Here is a 23,665-nt window from a genome sequence, read left to right as displayed (position 1 = left end):
GCGTTGATTGACCAGAAAACCCCGCCAAGCGCGGGGTTTTCGCTTTTTAGGTTTTGTAACCTAAACTTAGCACACCTCACACCTCACACCTCACACCTCACACCTCACACCTCACACCTCACACCTCACACCATATTCCATTTCGATCTTTAAATGTTTCTAAAAATAACTTTTTAGAATATAAGATTGGCTTCACAATACCGCCATGCTTATTAGTTAAGGATGTCGTAGTTATGTCGCTGGATGCTTGGATAGCGGTCGGGGTGGTGCTCACCATCTTTCCGTTGATGGCTTTTTCACGCCTGGGGCCGGATATTATCTTGCTGGGCGCGGTTGTTTTACTGATGACGCTGGGTGTGATTGACCCACAGCAGGCGCTGGGGGGCTTCTCCAATAGTGGCCTGTTTACCGTGGCGTTTATGTATGTGCTGGTGGCCAGCATTCGCGAAACCGGCGGCATCGATCTGATTATTCGCTATGTACTCAAGCGGCCTAAAAGCGAGCGAGGCGCGCTGGTACGCCTGCTGCTCCCCGTGGCCACGCTTAGCGGCTTCGTTAACAATACTCCGGTTGTTGCTACTTATATCCCCGCGGTTATGAGCTGGAGCCGTCGGCTGCGCTTGTCTCCCCAGCGGTTGCTGATGCCGCTCAGCTTCGCCTCTATCCTTGGTGGCACCATTACGCTCTTTGGTACCAGCACTAACCTAGTGGTACATGGACTGCTGCTGGAACGCTACCCGGAGCTTGGCATGGGCCTGTTGGATTTGGCCTGGGTAGGTGTTCCGGTGGCCATCGCAGGACTTGCTTATCTAGTCTTGTTAGGGCCACGTTTGTTGCCCGCTAGGGAAGGGCTGGCCAATGCGTTTGCCAACCCTCGCGAGTTCACTATCGAAATGGAAGTCGACCCGGCAGGCGTGCTGGTGGATCGCACCGTTGAAGAGGCGGGGTTACGCCACCTGCAGGAGCTGTTTCTGGTCGAGATTGAGCGTGCAGGCAACGTGGTTAGCGTTGTTGGGCCTGGCGAGCAGCTAAAAGGTGGCGATCGGCTGGTGTTTGCAGGTACCTCTGATGCGGCGGTGGAGTTGCAGCAAATTCGTGGCTTAATTCCTTCCCGAGATGGTACCTCCAGTTTGGAGAAAGAGTTCAAAGAGCGTCGCTTGGTCGAGGCCGTGGTCTCAAATCAGTGCCAGTTTATTGGCCAGCGTATTCGCGATGGCCACTTTAGAACCCTTTATGGGGCAGCCGTGCTGGCGATCTGCCGTGGCGGCGAACGGGTTAAGGGCAATCTTGGCCAAGTGCGGCTGCAGCCCGCCGACGTGCTGCTGCTGGAGGCGCGGCCGCCTTTTATTGAGCGGCACCGCCAGTCGCGGGATTTCCTGCTGATTAGTGAGTTGAATGGCGCGGCGCGGCCGATCCATGAGAAAGCGCCGCTAGCGTGGGGAGTGCTGTTAGGCGCCGTACTGCTTGCCGCCTTCGGGGTGCTGAGTATGCTCAACGCTGCCATGTTGGGGGCGGCATTGGCGCTACTCACGGGCTGCTGTTCGGTGGGCGCCGCCAAGCGTGGCTTGGATACCCAGGTGTTGCTTACCATTGCCGCGTCGTTTGGAGTGGGGGCCGCGCTGCAGAGCTCTGGTGCTGCCGAGGTAATGGCCGGCGGAGTGCTCACCTTAGTGGCTGGGAACCCTTTGCTACTGTTAGTAGGCACTTACTGCGTGGTGGCGCTGCTCACCGAGCTGGTGACCAACAATGCAGCGGCAGTGATTATTTTTCCGGTGGTGATGAGCGCGGCGGAAAGCTTGGGCGTGAACCCGATGCCCTATGTTGTGGCGGTCATGTTTGCCGCTTCGGCGAGCTTTTTAACCCCCATCGGCTATCAAACCAACCTGATGGTGTATGGCCCGGGCGGTTACCGAGTGAGCGATTTTCTACGTTTGGGCGGTGGATTAAATATACTGACGGGTGCCATAGCGCTCGTTTTGATTCCCCTCGTGTGGCCCTTTTAAGCGTGGCGTGACCTTTTTAAGCATGCCATGGCTCGCTGTTAACGCGGGTTTGCGCTAGGGTGGCCCTTTTTGAATAAGGAATACGATGTCATGACTGCTCCTGGCGAACTGATTATTGAGCCGAAAGATGGTCAACCCGCCGATGCCTGTGTGTTTATTATTCACGGCTTAGGCGCGGATGGGCGCGATTTTGAACCCTTGGTACCCGCATTAGCGCTGCCTAAAGATTCCCACGTACGCTTTATCATGCCCCATGCGCCTCGGCTGCCGGTGACGATCAATGGCGGTATGGTGATGCCCGCTTGGTACGATATTTTGGCCATGGATTTGGGACGTCGGGTCGATGAGATCCAGCTCAAGAAATCTGCTGAGCGAATCCAGGCGTTGATTCAAGAGCAGATCGACCAGGGCATCGATAGCCAACGCATTATTGTGGCGGGTTTTTCGCAGGGTGGTGCTGTTGCCTACCACGCCGCGCTGACTTTCCCCGCGCCGCTAGGGGGCTTATTGGCCATGTCGACCTACTTCGCGACCGCGGACAATATCGACCTGGCGGAAGCCAATCGTCAAATCCCTATAGAAGTGCAGCACGGTAACTTTGACCCCATTGTGCCTGAAAGCCTGGGTCGTAGCGGAGCCGACCGCTTGAAAGAGATGGGTTACGCGGTCAACTACCGTCAATACCCCATGGCCCATGCGCTCTGCCCCCAGCAGGTGAATGATATCGGCAAGTGGCTGAGTTCTCGCCTAAACTAAGCGCCTATTCGTGACCGATGCAAGGATGTAGCGAAAACGAATGACAGCCACCTTTGATGCAATAGAATCTTTTGACGCAATAGAAGTGCTGCTGGCGCTGTTCCTCACGGCATCAGCGCTAGTGTGCCTGTTTGACCGCCACTTGGTGCGCGCTTGCTACTTTTTTGTGGCTTTTACGGCCGCAATGACTGCGGCCTGGTGGCAGCTCGGTGCCCCCTGGCTGGCGGCTGTCGAGCTGGTGCTAGGGGTATGGTTAACCGGGCCCTGCTTTTTTTATGCCCTGGGCCATGTCTTACCCGGCGCTTCCTCACCTTTAGAGCGCGATAAATTCAGCGAGCCTTGGTCGCGGGTGGCGATGCGGGTGTTGTTGGCACTGGCTTGGTTTGTCATGGTCGGCGCCGCGATTCGCTATGTCGTCGCCGATATGGCGTATGCACCTTCAGAGCATCCGCTGCTTGTTGCTGGAGTAGTGATTGCCGCTACCGCCTTAGGGGCGTTTGCGCTACACCGTCATCTGCTGCGTCGGCTGCTGGCGTTTAATCTGCTCGGCTCGGCGGTATTTATACTACTGGCTGGCGTGGCAGGCACCTCGGCGACTGCTCAGGCACTAATTAGTGTAGGGCTGCTAGTCGCCTGGTTGGGGTCAATGCTGGGCGCGCTGTTGATTCGGCAGCTTTTGCATCTCGAAGGGGTCGAGGCTTTGGGGCGTGACGGTCGAACTGAAGAGGGCGCCACATGATTTGGCGCTTTGGCCTTTTCGATAGCACCTTTGAACCCCTTCTCCCTACCCACTGGGCGCTATTAGTGGCGCTTGGCTTACCCCTGCTGCTGGGCATGCTGGCGGCACTATTCCCCCCTAAGCGGGCGTGGCCCGTGGTGCTGGCGAGTGTGCCGGTGTTGGCTTCTGGGCTAATGCTGCTATCTGCTTACGATCAAGCGGGACTACTGCGCTGGCATTGGGACATAGCAGGCGTTCAGCTGTCGCTGCGCTTAAACGGGCTGAGCGTGCTGTTGCTATTAATGACTCAGGTGATTGGCGTTGCGGCAGCGCTCTATACGCCAGGGTATCTGCGCTTAAGCGAAACCGGGCCGTTGGCACGCTGGCTGTGGCCGCTGATGGGCGTAGTGCTGAGTGCGCTTTCGTTAATTTGGTTGGCCACTGACCTGTTGACCCTCTATGCCGGGCTGGAGCTGATGGGCCTTGCGGCGGTCGGGATGCTGATGCTATCGGGCAAGGTAGCCGCGCTGGTGGCAGGAATGCGCTATTTGCTCTTGGCCCTGATGGGCTCGTTAACCTATTTACTCGGGGTCGCGCTGATTTTGGGTCACTGGGGGCGGTTGGATTTGCAGGGCTTGGCTGAGGTCGTCGAGCACGGGCCGGTGGCGTGGTTTGCCGCCGCATTGGTAGGCGCCGGGCTTGCCTTGAAAGCCGCACTGTTTCCACTGCATGCCTGGCTGACTCCTGTCCACGAGAATGCCTGGACACCGGTGAGCGCGCTGCATGCGGCGCTGGTGATCAAAGCGTCGCTGTTTATATTGCTGCAGCTGTGGAGCATTCTGCTCCCCGATACGTTCTACGCCCCGCGTGTTATCGCCTGGTTAGGCCTGCTGGCGATTGTATGGGGCGGGTTACTTGCGTGGCGTACCGATTCACTTAAAACCCTGGTCGCTTCTTCTACCGTAGGTCAGCTGGGTTACCTGATGGTGGCTTTTCCGCTACTACTGGGGCCGGATATTGCCCCGCTAACCCGCGCTTTGGCTTGGGAAGGGTTCTGGCTACAGTTAATGGGCCACGCCTTTGCTAAAGCCGCCATGTTTATGGCCGCAGGCAACCTGATACTGGCCACCGGGGAGAGTACGCTCAAAGGCCTGGCCGGTACCAGCCGCCGTTTGCCGCTTTCACTATTAGTGTTTGGTATTGCCTCCATTACTTTGATGGGGCTGCCGCCCAGCTCTGGGTTTACTGCCAAGTGGCTGCTGCTACAAGCGATGGTGCTATCCCAGCAGTGGTGGGCGGTGGCCGCGCTATTGATCGGTACGCTACTCACTGCCGCCTATATTTTCCGCCTGTTTCGCTACTGTTTTGATGAGACGGCCCCCCGCCATTGCTATCAACCCTTGGCGCCGGGCATGGATCTGATCGCCCTAACGCTTGCTCTAATTGCGTTCGCTCTAGGGCTATTGGCGCATTTCCCGCTGGAATTGATGCATGGAGGTAGCCCATGAATGCCGCCTGGTTACCGCTGACTGCTCTGGCCACTTCGCTATTGGTAGTGGTGATTATCTTTGCGTTGCCGGAAGATGCCCGCCGACTGCGCACGACGATCAACCTTACGGCGGCGGTGGTTAAGATTATTCTGGTTATTCTTATGGTCAGGCGGGTCGCCGCGGGACATGAGGATATTTTTAGCTTTCAAGTGATCGGTGGCGTCGATTTTGTGCTGCGCAGCGATGCGCTGGGGGTGATGTTCGCCGGACTATCGTCACTGCTGTGGTTATGCACCACCATCTACGCCATTGGCTACTTGGAAGGTTCAGCTAATCGGAAGCGCTTTTTTGGCTTTTTTAGCCTCTGCGTTGCGAGCACGATCGGCATTGCGCTGGCTGATAATCTGTTTACCTTCTTGATTTTCTACGAAATGTTGACGCTCTCCACCTACCCCTTGGTGGTTCACAACGGTACCCGGCAAGCACTCGATGCGGGACGCGTCTATTTGCGCTACACCTTAAGCGCCGGTGTGGTACTGCTGCTGGGCACCGTGTTGCTATATAGCCTAACCGGGGATCAGTCATTCTCCTCAGAAGAGGGGTTGGGCGACTATTTAAACGATCATCGCGGTTTGCTAACGCTAATATTTGCCCTGCTAGTGGGTGGATTGGCGGTAAAAACGGCCATGGTACCTCTGCATGGGTGGCTACCCAGGGCGATGGTCGCCCCCGCGCCGGTGAGTGCGCTGCTACACGCGGTAGCGGTGGTGAAGGCGGGGGCTTTCGGGATTCTGCGGGTCGTTTATGACCTGTTTGGCATTGAGCTGAGCGTGGAGCTCGGTATTATTACCGCGCTGGCGGTGGCAGCCTCATTTACGATTATTTATGGTTCATTAAGGGCCATTGCCCAAGAAGAGCTTAAGCCCCGCCTAGCGTTCTCCACCGTCAGCCAGGTCTCCTATGTCATTCTCGGTATAGGCCTGTTTGGCCCTTTCGGCACCGTCGGTGCTTTAGCGCACTTGCTGCACCAGGGCCTAATGAAGGTTACGCTATTCTTCTGTGCGGGCAACTATGCCGAAGAGCTGGGGATTCATCGTATTGATGAAATGGACGGCGCCGGTAAACGTATGCCGTTGACCAGCATCGCGTTTACTATCGGCGCCTTTGGCATGATTGGCCTTCCGCCCGTGGCGGGGTTTATTACCAAGTGGTACCTCGGCGTTGGCGCGATTCAAGCCGAGATGTATTGGGTCGTCGCCGTGCTAGTGGCGAGCAGTACCCTCAACGCTATGTACTTTTTACCCATTGTGCACCGCTTATGGTTCCGTTCAGGGCCTGCCCATGGCAAAGGCAATTGGCCCAAAGAGCAGCGTCTAGGTCGTTTTGAAACCCATAGCTGGCTGCTGTTACCGATGGTGTTTACCGCCTTGGTGAGTTTGGGGGCCGGGCTGTTTGCCGGGCTCCCCTTTAGCCCCTTGGATTGGGCGGCTCGAGTAGCCAATGGGGAGTATCTCCCATGATGACCATGCTACTTGCCCTGGCGCTACTTTGGCCGCTGGTCGTCATCGGTTGGACGCTATGGAGCGCCTACCTCGCTCCCGCTGCGCAGCAGGGCTATTTTTCAGCACTTTGGCTAAGCGCCGCTTGGCCAGCCCTGCTGCTAGCCTACGGCGGTGAAGCGCAGTGGACGATGGATGCCTGGATGCTGGGTGGCGAATGGGCGCTTAACTCACTAAGCCGCCCCTGGCTTGCGTTTACCGCATTGCTCTGGGGGTTGGCAGCCATTCACGCAAGGGGCTATTTTGCGGCGGAACAGGCGAAGGCCCAGAAGGGTGATCAGGATGCTCAGCGACGCCTGTTGCGCTTAGCGCTGCTTTGGCCGCTGACACTGCTTGGCAACGTATTACTGATTATTGCCCAGGATATTGCCAGTTTTTATCTAGGCTTTGCGCTGATGACCTTCGCCGCCTACGCCCTGGTGGTGCATAGCGGTACCGAGGAGGCGCGGCTGGGGGCCAAGGCCTATTTGATGTTAGCCGTGGTGGGCGAAGGACTCATTATAGGTGGCTTTCTATGGGCAGCCGGCGAGGCGGATACGCTTACGCTGCAAGGCCTGCGTGAAGGCATTTTAGTTGCAGAACAAGGCGCATGGATGGCCGCCTTGCTGTGCTTGGGCTTTGGCGTGAAAGCCGGTGTCATTGGCTTGCACGTATGGCTACCGTTAGCCCACCCGGTGGCCCCGGCCCCAGCCAGCGCGGTGCTGAGCGGAGCGATGATTAAGGCGGGGCTGCTGGGCTGGATCAGTGTGCTGCCGCTAGGGAGTGAGCAGGTTTCAGCCTCATTAGCTCAGTTTGGCCGCATTATGTTAATTGCAGGGCTGGCGGCAGCGTTTGGCGCCGCGCTGTATGGCGTTTTTCAGCGCCACCCTAAAGCCGTTTTAGCCTACTCCAGTATCAGCCAGATGGGCATGATGACTGCTTTGGTGGCCATGGGATTAGTCGCGCCAGACGTGTGGCCGTTGCTGTGGCCAGGCTTGGTGCTGTTTGCCGCCCATCACGCGCTGGCCAAAGGTTCACTGTTTTTGGGCACCAGTATCAGCGAGCATCTACCCCGGTGGCCGTTACCATTAGTGTGGGCTTTGCTGGCACTGCCGGGTATCTCGCTGTCGGGTGCCATTGGCGCGGGCATGATCAGCAAGTGGGGAGTGAAGAGTCCACTCTACGAAATGCATCATGAATCGTTAATCAAACTGCTCAGCTGGGCGGCTGTTGGCACCGCGGCTCTGGTAAGCGTTGCTTTATGGCGTCAGTGGCAGCAGCGCCATAAAGGAGGCAGTAACCGAGAGCAGTGGGGCGCCTGGTTAGTTGCCATGGCGGCAGCGCTGTTAACGCCACTTTGGCTTCCCCTCCCTGCGGGCAGTATTGAGATGCCGCCGCTTAAAGAGTGGTTGGGGATTATGTGGCCATTCCCGGTGGGGGTACTTTTCGCCGGGGTGGGCTGGCTATTAACGCGCCCGCTTAAGGGTAAATCCCTCCCCGCGGGAGATCTATGGTGGCTCTATGCGGGGATGGTCGACGCTGCATTGGTGCCGATACGACGGCTTGGGCACTACTGCGCCAAGCTTAAAGCGGTGAGCGTGGCAAGCGCACAAAAAACTGAAGAGATATTAATGGGCCATTTAACTCGCCTGTTGTCGACGGAGTCCTGGTTGCGTCACCATGTCAGTGGGCTGATGATGTTGCTTGCCTTAGTACTTGCGGCGCTAATTATGTGGGAAGGTCTGTAATGAGACGACTGTGTGGAGTGTACTTGTCAGGAGCCTGCTATGGGTAAGCTCCCGCGCGGTCGCCGCGCGCAGGTACCCGGTGATATTCCCCAGCGGGGTTGGCATGATATTACCTGGCGGGTAGTGCGTGCCGCTCGTCGTAACCGCCTGACCATGCTGGCCGCCGGGGTGGCGTTCTACGCCTTGCTGGCGCTGTTTCCTACCATCGCCGCGGTCATTTCCCTCTGGGGGTTACTTTTTGACCCTTATGAAGCAGGCCAGCAACTGAATGAAATCAGCCGCTTTATGCCGCCGGATGCCGCCAAGCTGATTGATCAGCAGGCGCAGAAGGTGGTGGAAAGTGCTAAATCAGGAAGCTTTCTGGGCGCATTAGCCGGGTTGCTGATTGCGATGTTTATTGCTTCCAAAGGGGTGGCGGTGTTGGTCATTGGTCTTAACGTGGTGTATGGCGAAACCGAAAAGCGCAGCCTGCTACACCGCAGTACGGTACTGATCGCGCTGACCTTTGGCTTGATTATTATGACGTTGATCTCGCTGGGTTTTATCGCCATCGTGCCGGTAGTTGTCAACTCCCTGGCGATTGATCCGCCGCTGAATCAGATTCTGCAGTGGCTACGCTGGCCTGCTTTGCTGTTGGTAATGAGCATGCTAATTGCGCTGCTCTACCGCTACGCGCCTTATCGGCGCTCAGCTCAGTGGAGTTGGTTAAGCTATGGGACGCTGCTGGCGACGGTGATGTGGTTGTTGGGCTCCGGCGGACTTTCGCTCTATGTACGCTACTTCTCTATGTTTAGTGAGCTGTACGGTTCGTTGGGGGCGGTGGTGGCGCTTATGATCTGGTTCTGGCTTTCCGCGTTTGTGGTGCTGTTTGGTGCGGAGGTCAACTGTGAGATGGAGCGCCAAACCTTCACCGACACCACCATTGGCGAGGCGCGTCCGTTAGGGGAGCGCGAGGCCTTTGCCGCGGACACCATTGGTGCCCCCCGGCCGTGGAAGGATATTGAGGACAGTAACGAGAATTGAGTGCGGAGAATCACCTCCCACCAGCAGTGGGAGGTGATTGGTTTAAAACAGCAGGTTTAAGACAGCAGGCTTAAAGCAGCTCTTCCGCCGCCAGGGCCAAGCGAGAGCGTTCAACGCTTTTCAGGGTGATATGCCCGGCGTGGGGCCAATCACGGAAGCGCTCAACGACTGCGGCCATACCGCAGGTGTTGGCAGTGAGGTAGGGCGTATCAATCTGCCCGACGTTACCCAGACAGACAATTTTGGTATTGCGCCCCGCCCGTGTGACTAGCGACTTAAGCTGTTTGGGGGTGAAGTTTTGCGCCTCATCAATGATTAAAAAGGTGTCGTTTAGGGTGCGGCCGCGCATAAAGCTCGGCGAGCGGATTTGCACCCGCGAGCCAATCAACTGCCGCGTGGCGCCGTTATCCCAACTGGTTTCTCCCTCCTCGTTGCGCAGCAGGTTATCCATATTGTCGTGGAAGGCGCCCATCCACGGTGACATTTTCTCCTCCTCGGTGCCGGGTAGAAAGCCAATGTCTTCCCCCATGGGGATCGGCGCGCGGGTAAACACAATACGTTCAAACAGCTTGGCATCCAGGGTTTGCTGAAAGGCGGCAGCCAGGGTCATAAAGGTCTTACCGGTACCGGCATTACCGGCGATGGTTACCAGATCAATATCGGGATCCATGAGTAGGTTGAGGGTGAAGTTTTGCCGACTGTCGTGGGCGTGAACTCCCCAAACGCCCGCGTGGTGGCGATAGTTCGTCAGCAACTGAAGGCGCGCCGAAGAGGGCCCCAGTTCACGAACGATTGCTTCGAATTCTGCCCCGTTTTCGCTATCCGAGACCAGCATGCCCACGTGCCAGTTTCGGGGCATGGTGCCGGTGAGCTGATAGAAAGTGTGGTGATCCAGGCGCTCAACGGTGACGTCGACATTCAACGCTTCCCACAGTGAGGCGCCATTCTGGCCTGCAGAGGCGTAGACCTGGGCACCCTCAATCATGGCGTCGCTGTCGGAGAAGGCGCGATCGTTGAGGTAATCTTCAACGGGCACTTTCAGCGCGGCGGCTTTAACGCGGAGGTTGATGTCTTTGGTGATCAGAATGACCGAGGCGTCGGGGCGTTCTTCGCGAAGGCGGCAGGTCTCCGCCAGTATGCGGTTATCGGGGCTATCGTCGAGGGCGTCAAAGAGCTTTAAATCGTTGTAGCATAAAAAGTGCAGGCGTCCTGTGTCGCCGCTGAGACGGGGAATCGGAATACCGCGTTGGATCTCATCAAAAGTGACTTGGCTGGTAAGGTCAGAGAGCGTACGGCTGATTTGGCGAGCCGTGCGGGCAATTTCACGTACACCATTTTTGTGCTTATCAAGTTCCTCCAGGACGGTCATGGGGATAACGACGTCGTGCTCATCGAAGTGGTAGAGCGCGGTGGGGTCATGAATGAGGACATTGGTGTCCAACACATACAGCCGAGTGGCTTTCTTATCGAGTCGTACCATCGTTGGAATCACTCCTTGGTTGACGGCAACATCGACACTGGCAGGTGCGTATTACGCCCAGATGACACTTACCAGTGTTCCTCACGTGGCGTGTCCTGGCGGCTCCTTATTTAGCTCTTTGTAATAGCGTGGAAGGCTTTGGTGTTTTTTTCCATAAAAAAGATTTCAACGATATGTCAGCCCGCTCTTTGCAATAGCCCTGGGCATCAGTTCTGGGAAGCCAGGAAGTGCGCCACTTTGTTTAATAAGGCGGTAGCCACCACGCCACGGTTATCACTTTCCACATAGCGGTAGTAGTGGCTGTCTAGCGCTAAATCGTGATTTAGCGTGCAGAGCGTGCCAGCCTCTAGGGCGCCTTTCACCAGCGGGTAAGGCAGCAGCGCCCAGCCGGTCGCGTTGATGACGGCGTCGCGGATCACTTCAAACATCGTTAAACCCAGATAATTACCTGAAAACAGCGCTTCGCTGATCAGCTTGTCATCCTGCACGTGGGTTAAACACACTTGAGTGTACTGGGCCAAGTCGTCACGGTTAACGCTGGGGAGACGGCTTAGCGGATGATGGGGTGCGGCCACTAAACGCATGCTGACGGGGGCAAGGTTGGCTGCGTTGGTATCAATGCCTTCAGCGGTATACAGGCCAAAGGCGATATCCACCGTTTGGCGCTGCACAAACTGGGTGTGTTCCTGGGGCGGCACCAGGTACACCGAAATCGCGGTTAGCGGAAATTGCTGTTTTAAATCATGCATCACCTGGCGCCAAAATACCTCGGGCAGGGCGTCATCCCGGGCAATGCCGAGCTGGCTTTCAACGCCCTGCAAGTGCTGGTGGCAGTGTTTTTTGATTCGGCTGGCGCTGGTCAGCAAACGGTAGCAGTCAGGAAGCACGCTATCGCCTACGGCGGTAAGCGTTAGGCTATTGCCCGAACGCTCAAATAGCTCCACGCCCAGGCTATCCTCCAGCGCATTGACGGCGGCACTCAGCGTGCTCCGTTTAAGGCCGGTATGTCGTGCTGCAGCGGCAAAGGAGCCATGCTCGGTGACATCAATAAAGGCCTGTACTTGTTCTGCACGCATAATCGCCTCGTTTAGCGCTTTGAGCGCCAGTTAACTTGGCGCTGAGCGATTCGTGATTGTCATAACTCTTCACTATTATGGCGCACAATCCGACTAATGTGATGGAGTTATCCGCGTGACCCCCTTTGTTGCCGAGCGCCGTGCGCTAAGATTTTCAGCCATTTCAGCCAGCCTGTTTGCGTTTACCGGGCTAGCATTAGGGCTGACCAGTGGTTCGATAACGATTCTTTTTGACAGCGGCTACTCGCTGCTGAGCCTTGTGTTGGCATCGTTATCTCTGTTTGCGCTTCAGCAGGCGCGTAAACCGGCAGATGATCACTACCCCTTTGGGCGGCTGACGGTAGAGCCGCTCGCTGTGCTGCTCAAAGGTGTAGTGATCGCGATGGTATGTATCGTCTCGCTGGTTTCCGCTCTGTGGAGTCTGCTCAATGGCGGGCGGCTGGTCACGCTGGATTTGGCGCTGATGTTTGGCGTGGTCAACGTAACGGGCTGTTTATTAACCTGGTGGTGGCTAGCGCGATATGCCCGGGTGGCGCGCTCCTCGCTGTTGGCCGCCGAGCTACGTCAGTGGCAGATGGATACCTGGCTGAGTGCGGCTGTGATGTTGGGCTTTGGGCTTACCTGGCTGCTAACCCAATCGCCCTGGGCCAGCTACGCGCGCTTTGCCGACCCGGTGATGGTGCTGATTATTGCGGGTTACTTCTTACCGATGCCTATTCGTATGGTGAAGGGAGCGCTGCGTGAGCTGATGTTTGGCGGTTCATGCAGCAGCGTGCGTCAGGATGTGGTGGAGGATGTCGCCGACTTTGATGTCACCGCCGACGATGTGCGTCTAGCACAGGTAGGCAGCTTCCTAATGGTAGATATCCAGTTGGACAAGGAGCAGTTCAATGACGCCCAAGAGATAGTGGATAGCGTAGAGAAGCGCTGTAAGCGGCTAAACCTGCGTCCGGTTACCAGTCTTACTTTAGTGACTGGCTAAGGCGTGTGAAAAAAGATTGACGTTCTGTTAAAGGCAGTGCTATTTAGCGCTACCGACAATAGGTGTCGGCCTAATAGTGCTACGTTGAGGGTTGTAAAAACATGCCATTGCGCCGCTGTTTACCCGTACTGCTACTGACCGCACTGGTCGCTGGCTGTGCAAGTTCTACCATTGCGCCAAGTTATACTACCGAAAATCCTGACGTTATGCGGATTGGCGGCGAGCGCCCAGCCAACCGCGATGCGAGCGTTGAAAGCGCCGGTTCGTTCTGTCTGGAAACCGTTGAACGCTGGAATGAGCATGGCCGTTCGCCTGATGGCCAAACTCTATGGGCAAAAGACACCCTGCGTAAAGTGGTGCCTTGCAAGCAGTAGTCGTTAGTAAAACCAAAACCGCCAGCTTCGCTAAGCTGGCGGTCTTATATCAAAAAGGATAGTTAATCCTGTTTCTTTTCCGGTTTGCCTTTGCGCTGTGTACTCGCGAAATCTTCTAGCTCCTCCTCGCTCATGGAGTCATACATCTCTTTAGACGAACCATAAAGTTCACTGGGCTTGGTTTCTCCGCGCTTAGCGGATAGTGCCGCGCCCGCCGCTTTCTGTTGCGCTTTAGACTTTGCTGGCATCTCTTGACTCCTTTCGTTTAGCTTCCGTTTACCTACTGCACTATTGAGCATTTCATTTTTAAGGCTCTTCGTCATTCGGCATGGAATTATTTCTGACAGTCTGACCTGTGGGAGGTAGCTTTAGCTCGCGACCGTTAAGGCTGCCAGCCTGACAACACCGAGGTACCTTCGGCATGCTTCGCCGAAGTGTCGGACCACCGCTGGAAGCGGCCTCCCACAACAGACAGTTGGCTTAGTGGTTTCTGCCTGAACCGTGAGGCACAAAATGTGCCGGTCAATATTAAATTCACATTAGATGACGGATAACCACTTTTAAGCATAGTAGCTGGCGCTCAGCTTTCCATTTATAGCGTGCTAACATTCATGCCCAGCCACCGGTTGACTTCCATTTGCCTGTCGCGCTATTAACCTATCGGGCGAAGTGTGCCATTCAATAAAGTCATCGTATCAACGCTATTAATGAAGAGAACGCCATGACACCGGCTATCAATAGTGCAAAACACGCAGGCATTGCCTTTCAAATCCATGAGTACGATCACGACGCCACCGCGCACTCCTATGGATTGGAGGCGGCGGAAAAACTGGGCGTCGCGGTGGAGCAGGTTTTTAAAACCTTAGTGGTAAAGCTGGATGGCAAACAGCTGGCGGTCGGCATTGTGCCGGTGAATGGCCAGCTGGGGTTAAAGCAGATCGCCAAAGCCGCCGGCGCAAAGAAAGCGACCATGGCGGAACCGTCGGAGGTCGAGCGCACTACCGGTTATGTGCTGGGGGGCGTTAGCCCGCTGGGGCAGAAAAAGCGCTTGGCCACCTTTATTGATCACTCTGCCGAAAGCTTTGCCAGTATCTATGTAAGCGCCGGGCGTCGTGGACTTGAAATCGAGCTGGCCCCGGGGGATTTAGCCTCGCTGAGTCAGGCTACCTTTGTGCCCCTGGCCACCTGATGGCGATGTGATGGCGGCGCAGTAAGGGGCACTTTCTGGTATGGTGCGGTAATATTTGCGCGTGTCGTTTGTCTTTTAGGCTGCGTGCGCTGTTTTCCGATGGCCATCTACTGTGGCCCAAGCAAGGTAATATCGTGTCTGACTCCTCTTTCTCCTCGTTAGCGTTGCCAAAAGCTCTGCTGAGCAACCTTGCGTCCCTTGGCTACCACGAAATGTCGCCGGTGCAGGCAGAGAGCCTGCCACCGATGCTGGCCGGGCGCGATGTGCTGGCGCAGGCGAAAACCGGTTCAGGCAAAACGGCTGCGTTTGGTTTGGCACTGCTGGCTAAATTGAGAGTCGAGAGCTTTGCGGTGCAAGGCCTGGTGCTGTGTCCTACCCGGGAACTCGCTGACCAGGTGGCTGAAGAGCTGCGCCGTTTGGCCCGTGGTATGGCCAATGTAAAAATACTGACCCTCTGCGGCGGTGCGCCCTTTGGGCCGCAGCTCGGCTCTTTAGAGCACGGCGCGCACATTGTTGTGGGGACACCTGGGCGTATTGACGAGCACTTGCGCAAAGGCTCGCTCACTTTGGAATCCCTCTCGATGCTGGTGTTGGATGAAGCGGATCGCATGCTGGATATGGGCTTCCAGGCAACTATTGATGACATCATTGCCGAGACCCCAACTGACCGTCAAACGCTGCTGTTCAGCGCGACCTTTCCCGACGAGCAGACATCGGGCGGCCTAACCGAGATGACCCGCGGTGTCATGCGCGAACCGGTGATGGTGAAAATCGCCGAAGTGCACGACGCCACCACGATTCAACAGCACTTCTATAGCGTCGCCAATGAAGAGGCGCGATTTGACGCCCTGCGCCAGCTGTTACTGGTCTATCGGCCCGCGACCAGCGTGGTATTCTGCAACACTAAACGCGAAACCCAGGCAGTGGCTGATCAACTGACCGATGCTGGTTTTAGCGCCGTGGCGCTCAATGGCGATTTAGAGCAGAAGGATCGTGATCGTATTTTGATTCTGTTCTCTAACCAGAGCGCGTCTATTCTGGTGGCCACGGACGTTGCCGCCCGCGGCCTTGATATTGCCCAGCTGGACGCGGTGTTTAACTACCAAATTGCCCGTGAGCTCGATGTTCATATACACCGGGTAGGTCGCACCGGACGAGCCGGGGCCAGTGGTATTGCCTGCACGCTGGTGACCCCTAAAGAGAGTTATCGGTTGGAGCGGTTGGAAGGGTTGCTGGAGCAGGCGATTACAACCGAACCCTTGCCCAAACCCCAGCACTCGGTACCGTTCGAGCCGCCCATGGCGACACTGCAACTGGCCGGTGGCAAGAAAGATAAACTGCGCCCCGGTGATATTCTCGGCGCGCTTACCAGTGAAGGCGGCTTGCGCGGCGATCAAGTGGGTAAAATTAAAGTGCTCGCCCGCAGTGCCTATGTGGCCGTTGAGCGCGATGTGATTCAACAAGCTCAGGCCAAACTCGAGCGTGATAAATTAAAAGGGCGGGCTTTCCGTGTTCGCCGTATCCGTTATTGAACGCGTACCAAAGAGGAGCCGACGCAGCTAACCATGAAAATCCCTAAGCGATTACAACCCCTGGTCGATGATGGAATGATCGACGAGGTGTTGGTGCAGTTAATGAGTGGCAAGGAAGCGCAGGTATACGTGGTGCGCTGCGGTGAAGAAGTGCGCTGTGCCAAGGTATTTAAGGAGGCCAAACAGCGGAGCTTTAAACAGGCCGTTCAGTATCAAGAGGGGCGTAAAGAGCGCAATAGCCGTCGTTCAAGAGCGATGGCCAAAAAAACCCGTTACGGCCAGAAAGAGCAGGAGCAGGCGTGGCTGAATGCAGAAGTCGACGCGCTCTACCGTCTTGCCTCGGCGGGCGTGCGGGTACCTGAGCCTCATGGTTTTGTAGACGGCGTACTGTTGATGGAGATGATCAGCGACGCCGAAGGCAACGTCGCGCCGCGCTTGGACGAAGTCACGCTAACGCCAGAGCAGGCCGAGACCTACTACGCCAAGGTCATTCAAGACGTGGTTAAAATGCTGTGCGCGGGCCTGATTCACGGCGATTTGTCGGAATTTAACGTGCTGGTCGATGCCTCCGGTCCGGTGATTATCGATCTTCCCCAGGCCGTTGACGCCGCCGGTAATAACAGCGCGGCCGCAATGCTATATCGCGATGTGGATAACATGCGCAATTACTTCGGGCAGTTCGCGCCAGAGCTTCTGAATACCGAATATGGCAGAGAGATGTGGGCGCTGTACGAAACCGGTGAACTACACCCAGATAGCAAGCTCACCGGCCACTTCGATGCCGACACCCATATCGCTAACGTCGATGAGTTGATGGAAGTCATCGACGATGCTAAAGAGGAAGAGGCGGAACGCCAGGCGCGTATGCGCGACGATGATGACGACGGCGAGATTCCGCAGCCTTACTGAAAAGCCTCAATAAAGCAGGCTCCTCTCGTTTGATAGCAAAGTGAGGAGCCTGGTTCGAACTTGTGCCTGCTTTTAAGATTTAACCCAGTAGTTCATTCGCTTGCTTGACCACATTGTCGACGGTAAAGCCGAAGTGTTTGAACAGATCGCCCGCTGGCGCGGATTCGCCGTAAGTCGTCATGCCGATCACGCGGCCTTCCAGGCCCACGTACTTGTACCAGTAGTCGGCGTGAGCGGCTTCGATGGCGATACGTTTGGTGACCGCTTTGGGCAGTACGCTCTCACGGTACTCAGCGTCCTGGCCGTTAAAGCGATAGGCCGAGGGCATAGAGACTACGCGTACCGCTTTGCCCTGCTGCTCGAGTTCGGCGGCGGCGTCCATGGCCAGGCCGACTTCAGAACCGGTGGCGATCAGTATCAACTCCGGCGTTCCTTCGCTGTCCTTAAGAACGTACGCACCGTTTTGAATCGCTGCCAGCTGCGCTTTCGTGCGCTGCTGGTGGGGCAGGTTCTGGCGTGACAGTACCAGCGCGGTGGGACCGGAGTGACGCTTAATCGCCGCATCCCAGGCGGCGGCGGTTTCGACCGCATCGCAGGGGCGCCAAGTGTTTAGATTCGGCGTCGTGCGCAGGCTGGTGAGCTGCTCAATGGGCTGGTGGGTCGGGCCATCTTCGCCCAGACCGATAGAGTCATGGGTAAACACATAAATCACCTGCTGGCCCATCAACGCCGCCATGCGGATCGAGTTACGCATGTACTCCATGAAGATCAGGAAGGTCGCGCCGTAAGGTACCAGGCCGCCGTGTAGGGCGATCCCGTTCATGACCGCCCCCATGCCAAACTCACGCACACCGTAGTGCAGGTAGTTACCGCTGGCGTCTTCCGGGGTGATCGCTTTGGCGCCTTTCCAGAAGGTCAGGTTAGACGGCGCCAGGTCGGCACTGCCGCCCAGCAGTTCCGGCATTTGCGGGCCGATCACATTGAGCGCTTCAAACGAGGCTTTACGTGAGGCAATGGTCTCGCCACGCTCTTGGGCCTGCTCAATCAAAGCTTCGGTGGGCAGTTCCGTCGGCAGCTGGCGCTTCATGCGGCGGGTGAATTCCCGCGCTTCCGCGGGGAAGGCTTCTGCATAGCGGGCGAAACGCGCGTCCCACGCCTGTTGAGCCGCTTTGCCAGCTTCACGAGCATCCCAAGCGGAGTAGATCGGCTCGGGAATATGGAACGGGGCATGGGGCCAGTCGAGCTGGGTGCGGGCCAGGGCCACTTCGTCATCGCCTAAGGGCGCACCGTGGGCGTCTTCCTTGCCCTGCTTGTTGGGGGCGCCAAAGCCGATAATGGTCTTGCAGATAATCAGGCTCGGCTTATCGTCGTGGCTCTTGGCCAGCTCAATAGCGGCTTTCACCTCTTCAGGCTTATGACCATCTACATTGGGCACTACGTGCCAGCCGTAAGCTTCAAAACGCTTGGCGGTATCGTCAGTAAACCAGCCTTCCACTTCGCCATCGATAGAGATGCCGTTGTCGTCGTATACAGTGATTAGCTTACCCAACTGCTGGGTACCGGCCAGGGAGGCCGCTTCATGGGAGATCCCTTCCATTAAGCAGCCGTCACCTACAAAGCACCATGTGTGGTGGTCAACGATGGAGTGGCCGGGGCGGTTAAACTGCGCCGCCAGGGTTTTTTCAGCAATGGCAAAACCCACGGCGTTGGCAAAACCCTGACCCAGCGGGCCAGTAGTGGTCTCAATACCCGGGGCGTAGCCAAATTCCGGGTGTCCGGCAGTAGGCGAGTGCAGCTGGCGGAAATTCTGCAGCTGTTCCAGGCTTAGCTCGTAGCCGCTGAGGTGGAGCAGGGAGTAAAGCAGCATGGAGCCGTGGCCATTGGAGAGCACAAAGCGGTCACGATCGGCCCACTTGGGGTCTTCGGGGTTGTGCTTGAGGTAGTCATTCCATAGCACCTCGGCAATATCAGCCATACCCATGGGGGCGCCCGGGTGGCCGGACTTGGCCTTCTGAACGGCATCCATGGACAGGGCGCGAATGGCATTGGCTAGCTCAAAACGGCTATTCATAGCAGTGATACCTTGGTTGTTGTATTGCGTAGCATCTCGTTAGGCACGGGCAGTCAGGCGCTGAGTAATCAACGACTCTAATGTTTGCTGGTCGTTGGCGAAGCGTCGGATTCCGTCAGCGAGCATCTCGTTGGCCATTGCATCTTGGTTGTGTTGCCAACGAAAGCCTGCTTCTGATAGCGGTGTGAATGCTTCACGAGTGACGGTTTTCTGTTGGATTTTTGAGGCCACCTCTCCTTCCATGCTATCAAGCTGTTCTAGCAATGCAGGAGAGATGGTCAGGCGATGGCAGCCCGCCAATGCTAATACTTGATCGGTGGTACGAAAACTTGCCCCCATGACGACAGTGTCATAATGACCAGCGGCAGCTCTCTCGCAAATCCCCTTTACAAATAGCACGCCAGGGTCTTCTTCTGGTGTGAACTGCTTACCTGTTGTCTTTTGGTACCAATCGCTAACGCGGCCAACGAAGGGCGATATCAGATACACCCCTGCATCAAAGCAGGCCTGCGCCTGAGCATCGCTGAACAAGAGCGTTAAGTTGCAGTTAATGCCTTCACACTCTAATTGCTGAGCCGCACGGATCCCTTCCCAGGTAGACGCGAGCTTGATCAGCACACGGCTGCGGTTAATACCCATTTTTTCGTAGCGCTCAATCAGTTCGTAGGCTTTGTGAATACTGGCTTGGGTATTAAAAGAGAGGTGTGCGGACACTTCTGTCGATATTCGTCCAGGTACTACATTGGCAATTTGCCCGCCAATCGCAACCGAAAGTTGGTCAACTATTCGGCTCGGGTCGCTCTCATCACGACATGATTCAGCAAGCACCTTGTCGATCAACTCTTGATAACGAGGCAGTTCGAAGGCCTTGAGAATCAATGAGGGGTTAGTGGTAGCGTCCTGCGGTTGATAGCGCTTTATGGCATCCAAGTCGCCCGTGTCGGCCACGACCAATGAGTGTTCGCGTAATCCATCCAAAAGCGACATTGCCTACTCTCCTTAAAAATGAACATGATGTGTTCAAATGATTGTCCATTTAGACCGATTTAGTCAAATCAGCGTGCCACTGAAATCGATTTTAAGGTCATTGAACAAAAGTATAGTGCTTGGCAGATAATGCTTTATCTTCATATTAATCTTTTATTATCAGAATTTTATTGATTTTTTCTTGGTTTTTATCCTGAGTGCGCTCAAAAAATACGACCAGATCTTATGATCGGTATGTTTACAAATGCTCGGTTGGTGATAGATTGAATAGCGTCAGTAGACGGCTGGCAACTGCGTGGTGGTATTCATCTTTGTTAGTCGTCCGCGTTTCTATTTCCTAGAAAGGAGAGCATGAATGTCTAGTGCGACGTCTTCTCTCAGAGTCGCCATTGGCGGTGATGAGGCCGCTTACGACTTGAAAGAGATTCTCATTGGTTATATCCGAGAGTTAGGCTACGAGGTTGAAGATTTTGGCACTTTTAATGCCCAGCCGGTGCTGTACCCCGATGTTGCCTTTGAGGTGGCTACGGCGATTAAGGAGGGGCGCTTCGATCGTGCAGTACTGGTATGTGGCACGGGAATCGGAGTGGCTATTTCTGCCAATAAGGTGCCCGGTATCCGCGCTGCGCAGGCACACGATACTTACTCAGCAGCAAAGGCGCGCACCAGTAATAATGCACAGATTGTCACGCTGGGATCCAGAGTGATTGGGCCAGAGTTGGCTAAGTCAATAGTGGCAACCTTTTTGGGCAGCCACTTTTCGGGTGGAAATTCCGAATTAAAAATAGCAAAGATTGACGAATATGAGTCTCGATTGAATACTCCTTAACCGTGGGATTGCTCATATTCGTCGACGCTGATTAATAACAACAGCATGCAAGCTGTGATAACGCAGTTTGGCCTCACTCCAGAGGATATAATAATGACACGCCTATTTAATGATCCAAGTGATTTCCCTGAAGAAGCTCGTTTAGGTTTAGTAGCTGCTCATCGCGATAAGCTGATGGCTGTGCCGGGAGGTGTCGTACGCAGTACGCGCAGCCAGCCAGGTAGTGTTGCGGTCGTGGTTGGCGGTGGTAGTGGCCATTATCCCACCTTTGCGGGATTGGTCGGGCAAGGGTTGGCCCATGGGGCGGTCATGGGAAATCTGTTTTGCTCGCCTTCTGCACAGCAAGTTTATTCCGTCGCCAAAGCCGCCAACAACGGCGGTGGTGTGCTGCTCTCTTTTGGCAATTATGCGGGGGACGTGCTGCATTTTGGTGAAGCGCGCGAGCGTTTGATCGCGGACGGTATTCCCTGTGAAATCGTGCTGGTCACAGATGATGTCGCCAGTGCCCCCTTGGCGGAGATTGATAAGCGCCGGGGCATCGCCGGTGATCTAACCGTTTTCAAGGCCGCCGCCGCTGCCGCAGAAAAGGGGCTATCACTGGAAGAAGTGGTTCAAGTGGCGAAGGAGGCAAATCGCTGCACGCGCTCTTTTGGAGTGGCGTTTGAGGGATGCACGTTACCGGGCGCAGCCGATTCGCTCTTTCATGTGCCCGAAGGCAGGATGGCCATAGGCCTGGGGATTCACGGTGAACCGGGTATTAGTGAGACGGATATTCCTACCGCAGATGGCTTGGCAGAAATTCTCGTTGGCCGATTATTGGAAGAAGTTCCTGACGGTATCAGACTCCAAGGAGCTCGGGTGGCACCGATACTCAATGGCTTGGGTACCGTTAAGTATGAAGAGCTGTTCGTTATTTATCGCAAGGTTGACGAGTTGCTGCAGGACGCTGGGTTAATCATTGTGGAGCCCGATGTGGGCGAGCTGGTGACCAGTCTTGATATGGCCGGGGTTTCGCTGACGTTGTTCTGGCTTGATAAAGACATGGAGCCGCTGTGGACCGCCGCTGCGGATGCGCCGGGCTATCGAAAAGGCAGCGTGACGCCAGCGCAGGCGCTGGATCCTGCCGAAGTAGAGGTGGTGACGCAGGATGAGATTCCCGAGGCTAGCGATGCCTCGCGAAAATTAGCGTGCGGCGTCGTTGAGGCGCTCGAAGTGCTCGCCAATACGGTCAATGAAAACTGCGAGATGCTGGGCCAGATTGATGCTGTGGCTGGGGATGGTGATCACGGTATTGGTATGCAGCGGGGTAGCAGGGCTGCGCTTGAAGCGGCCAAAGAGGCGCTTAATGGCGGCGCGGGCGCGGAGACAGTGCTGCAGTGGGCTGGGAAGCGCTGGTCAGACGAAGCGGGCGGGACCTCTGGTGCTATCTGGCGGGTGATCTTAAAAGCGATGGGGGAGTCGCTTGGCAATGAGAAGCCGTTATCAGGGCAGCGCCTTGCCGCTGGCGTGGTCAATGCCCGTCAGCAAGTGATGGCATTTGGTAAGGCTGAGTTGGGCGATAAAACGCTTGTCGATGTGCTGGTGCCTTTTGCCGATGCCCTGGCGTGGGAGGCTGAGCAAGGTCAGGAAGCTTTGGCTTGCTGGGAATCCGCTGCACGCATAGCGAGTGAGGCGGCTGAGGCTACCAGGCAATTAATACCCCGCGTTGGCCGTGCGCGCCCATTGGCTGAAAAAAGCGTGGGTACACCGGATGCCGGTTCGGTTTCATTGGCGCTGATTATTCAAGCGCTGATTCCTGTGTTGAAAAAGTGTCAAGCAAACTGACATGATACATGCCCTTCAACAACCCCTGGATGCCGAGGATGAATGGTCAAGACGCTGCAGATATAGACTTAATGACAGAGATTTCAACGCTCTACTATGTGCAGGGGGAAACGCAGGAAGCGATCGCCAATAGGCTCGGGCATTCGCGTGTGCGAATAGGGCGGCTGCTCAAGCGTGCCCAGGCAGAAGGAATTGTCGATGTTCGAGTGCGCCTGCATCCCGCTGTGAGTGTTGAGATTGAGCAGGAGCTCAAACGGCGCTTTGGCCTGAGGCGAGCGTTGATTGCTCTGGATAATGCCGACCCGGATGTGCAGCGCTCGTCAGTCGCTAGTCTAGTGGCAGATCATCTGTCGCGTAGTTTGACCGATGGTCAGATTGTAGCCGTTGGCATGGGGCGTAACGTGGCCGCCGTGGCGGATAACGTTTTCCTGGCGGAGTCGTTAAAGGTTTCATTTGTGTGCGCAATTGGTGGCTCTCTGCGTGCAGGCGAGCATATGAATCCTGACCATATTTGTCGACGTTTGGCGAGCAGGTTTGGCGGTGACAGTGAGACGCTTTATGCCCCTGCACTGGTACAGAGTGGCGAACTTAGGGATGCATTGTATGAAAACTCCACCGTGCGCCAGACGCTAGACCGGGCTCGACGCGCGGATACCGCTTTGATTGGTGTGGGTGATGTAAGTGAAGACAGTAATATGGTGCGGATGGGGTGGTTTTCCGCCCAGGAGATTGCTGAGGCACGGCTCTCTGGAACTGTGGGCGATATGATGGGCTATGACTTTATCGATATCCATGGGAAGCCTTCCGCAACGCAGATGCAGGGGCGTGTGGTGGGGCTTAATATACAGGATCTCACGCGTATTCCAGACGTTATTGCTATCGCCAGTGAAAATACTAAAGCGGTCGGGATACTGGGGGCGCTGCGTACTGGGGTTATCGATACCTTGGCGACTAGTGTCACTAACGCTCACACTATTCTGCGTCTCGATGAAGCGACTAAGGGTGAGGTGCGCGCTTAATTTATATTCAAAATCTAGGGTTTCTCTGCATCTTGCGCTTAGGCCAGCCCAATTTCATCTGTTGCATTTATTGGCTTTCCTTAGGCATGTGACCTCTTTGGCATGCCTAGTTTCCTC

At 55.8% G+C, this 23,665-nt stretch carries 20 protein-coding genes; 15 read left to right on the top strand and 5 right to left on the bottom strand.

Annotation, left to right across the window (positions count from 1 at the left end; genetic code table 11):
- Positions 1–233 precede the first annotated feature (233 nt).
- The 7 genes from SR894_RS14530 (at position 234) to SR894_RS14500 (ending at position 9,276) form a co-directional block, all read left to right on the top strand.
- A complete protein-coding gene (locus tag SR894_RS14530; protein WP_133729974.1) occupies positions 234–2,003 on the top strand; it encodes an SLC13 family permease in 1,770 nt (589 codons plus the stop codon).
- Positions 2,004–2,093: 90 nt separating this feature from the next.
- Positions 2,094–2,759, top strand: coding sequence for an alpha/beta hydrolase (locus tag SR894_RS14525; protein WP_133729975.1), 666 nt, complete (start codon positions 2,094–2,096; stop codon positions 2,757–2,759).
- A 40-nt stretch (positions 2,760–2,799) separates the two neighbouring features.
- Positions 2,800–3,498: a hypothetical protein gene (locus tag SR894_RS14520; RefSeq protein WP_223288599.1), complete on the top strand. Its 699-nt coding sequence runs from the start codon at positions 2,800–2,802 to the stop codon at positions 3,496–3,498.
- The gene (locus SR894_RS14515; RefSeq protein ID WP_133729977.1) at positions 3,495–4,985 is read left to right on the top strand and encodes a complex I subunit 5 family protein; all 1,491 of its coding nucleotides are present in this window, start codon (positions 3,495–3,497) and stop codon (positions 4,983–4,985) included. The genes SR894_RS14520 and SR894_RS14515 overlap by 4 nt, the downstream gene beginning before the upstream one ends.
- Positions 4,982–6,487, top strand: coding sequence for a complex I subunit 5 family protein (locus tag SR894_RS14510; RefSeq protein WP_133729978.1), 1,506 nt, complete (start codon positions 4,982–4,984; stop codon positions 6,485–6,487). Before SR894_RS14515 ends, SR894_RS14510 begins: the two co-directional genes overlap by 4 nt.
- Positions 6,484–8,253 (top strand): complex I subunit 5 family protein, encoded by a 1,770-nt coding sequence (locus SR894_RS14505; protein ID WP_133729979.1) that lies wholly within the window; start codon positions 6,484–6,486, stop codon positions 8,251–8,253. Before SR894_RS14510 ends, SR894_RS14505 begins: the two co-directional genes overlap by 4 nt.
- Before the next feature lie 39 nt (positions 8,254–8,292).
- Positions 8,293–9,276 carry a YihY/virulence factor BrkB family protein gene (locus tag SR894_RS14500; protein ID WP_133729980.1) on the top strand — a complete coding sequence of 328 codons (984 nt, stop codon included), beginning with the start codon at positions 8,293–8,295 and terminating at the stop codon, positions 9,274–9,276.
- Between the two features lie 70 nt (positions 9,277–9,346).
- Here the strand turns inward: SR894_RS14500 and SR894_RS14495 are convergent, their stop codons facing one another.
- Together SR894_RS14495 and SR894_RS14490 are read right to left on the bottom strand one after the other, a co-directional pair.
- Entirely contained in the window at positions 9,347–10,756 is a 1,410-nt protein-coding gene (locus SR894_RS14495; RefSeq protein ID WP_088699791.1) for a PhoH family protein, read from the bottom strand.
- 206 nt (positions 10,757–10,962) lie between these two features.
- Positions 10,963–11,832 carry a LysR family transcriptional regulator gene (locus tag SR894_RS14490; RefSeq protein ID WP_133729981.1) on the bottom strand — a complete coding sequence of 290 codons (870 nt, stop codon included), beginning with the start codon at positions 11,830–11,832 and terminating at the stop codon, positions 10,963–10,965.
- A 115-nt stretch (positions 11,833–11,947) separates the two neighbouring features.
- Between SR894_RS14490 and SR894_RS14485 the strand changes: the two genes are divergently transcribed.
- Together SR894_RS14485 and SR894_RS14480 are read left to right on the top strand one after the other, a co-directional pair.
- Entirely contained in the window at positions 11,948–12,814 is an 867-nt protein-coding gene (locus SR894_RS14485; RefSeq protein ID WP_133729982.1) for a cation diffusion facilitator family transporter, read from the top strand.
- Positions 12,815–12,915: 101 nt separating this feature from the next.
- Entirely contained in the window at positions 12,916–13,188 is a 273-nt protein-coding gene (locus SR894_RS14480) for a hypothetical protein (protein ID WP_133729983.1), read from the top strand.
- Between the two features lie 62 nt (positions 13,189–13,250).
- Here the strand turns inward: SR894_RS14480 and SR894_RS14475 are convergent, their stop codons facing one another.
- Positions 13,251–13,436: a DUF3008 family protein gene (locus SR894_RS14475; RefSeq protein ID WP_133729984.1), complete on the bottom strand. Its 186-nt coding sequence runs from the start codon at positions 13,434–13,436 to the stop codon at positions 13,251–13,253.
- A 473-nt stretch (positions 13,437–13,909) separates the two neighbouring features.
- Between SR894_RS14475 and ybaK the strand changes: the two genes are divergently transcribed.
- The 3 genes from ybaK to SR894_RS14460 all read left to right on the top strand — a co-directional run bounded on the left by ybaK (position 13,910) and on the right by SR894_RS14460 (position 16,818).
- Entirely contained in the window at positions 13,910–14,377 is a 468-nt protein-coding gene (ybaK, locus tag SR894_RS14470; protein ID WP_133729985.1) for a Cys-tRNA(Pro) deacylase, read from the top strand.
- A gap of 134 nt (positions 14,378–14,511) precedes the next feature.
- On the top strand, positions 14,512–15,909 hold the full coding sequence (gene dbpA, locus SR894_RS14465; RefSeq protein WP_133729986.1) for an ATP-dependent RNA helicase DbpA: 1,398 nt from the start codon (positions 14,512–14,514) through the stop codon (positions 15,907–15,909).
- A 33-nt stretch (positions 15,910–15,942) separates the two neighbouring features.
- Positions 15,943–16,818: a PA4780 family RIO1-like protein kinase gene (locus SR894_RS14460; protein WP_009288324.1), complete on the top strand. Its 876-nt coding sequence runs from the start codon at positions 15,943–15,945 to the stop codon at positions 16,816–16,818.
- Positions 16,819–16,897: 79 nt separating this feature from the next.
- On the opposite strand, the gene tkt is transcribed toward SR894_RS14460, so the two are convergent.
- Complete coding sequence (gene tkt / locus SR894_RS14455; protein ID WP_133729987.1) at positions 16,898–18,889, bottom strand: transketolase; 1,992 nt, start codon at positions 18,887–18,889, stop codon at positions 16,898–16,900.
- Between the two features lie 39 nt (positions 18,890–18,928).
- Positions 18,929–19,876 (bottom strand): transaldolase, encoded by a 948-nt coding sequence (tal, locus tag SR894_RS14450; protein ID WP_133729988.1) that lies wholly within the window; start codon positions 19,874–19,876, stop codon positions 18,929–18,931.
- 355 nt (positions 19,877–20,231) lie between these two features.
- On the opposite strand from tal, the gene SR894_RS14445 reads away from it, so the two are divergent.
- The 3 genes from SR894_RS14445 (at position 20,232) to SR894_RS14435 (ending at position 23,548) form a co-directional block, all read left to right on the top strand.
- Positions 20,232–20,705 (top strand): RpiB/LacA/LacB family sugar-phosphate isomerase, encoded by a 474-nt coding sequence (locus SR894_RS14445; protein WP_027959983.1) that lies wholly within the window; start codon positions 20,232–20,234, stop codon positions 20,703–20,705.
- A gap of 93 nt (positions 20,706–20,798) precedes the next feature.
- Entirely contained in the window at positions 20,799–22,529 is a 1,731-nt protein-coding gene (locus tag SR894_RS14440) for a dihydroxyacetone kinase family protein (RefSeq protein ID WP_133729989.1), read from the top strand.
- A 71-nt stretch (positions 22,530–22,600) separates the two neighbouring features.
- Positions 22,601–23,548, top strand: coding sequence for a sugar-binding transcriptional regulator (locus SR894_RS14435; protein WP_244286462.1), 948 nt, complete (start codon positions 22,601–22,603; stop codon positions 23,546–23,548).
- Positions 23,549–23,665 lie beyond the last annotated feature (117 nt).

Source organism: Vreelandella neptunia (assembly GCF_034479615.1).
In the GTDB taxonomy this organism is placed as follows: domain Bacteria; phylum Pseudomonadota; class Gammaproteobacteria; order Pseudomonadales; family Halomonadaceae; genus Vreelandella; species Vreelandella neptunia.
This window is presented reverse-complemented; position numbering and strand designations above follow the sequence as displayed.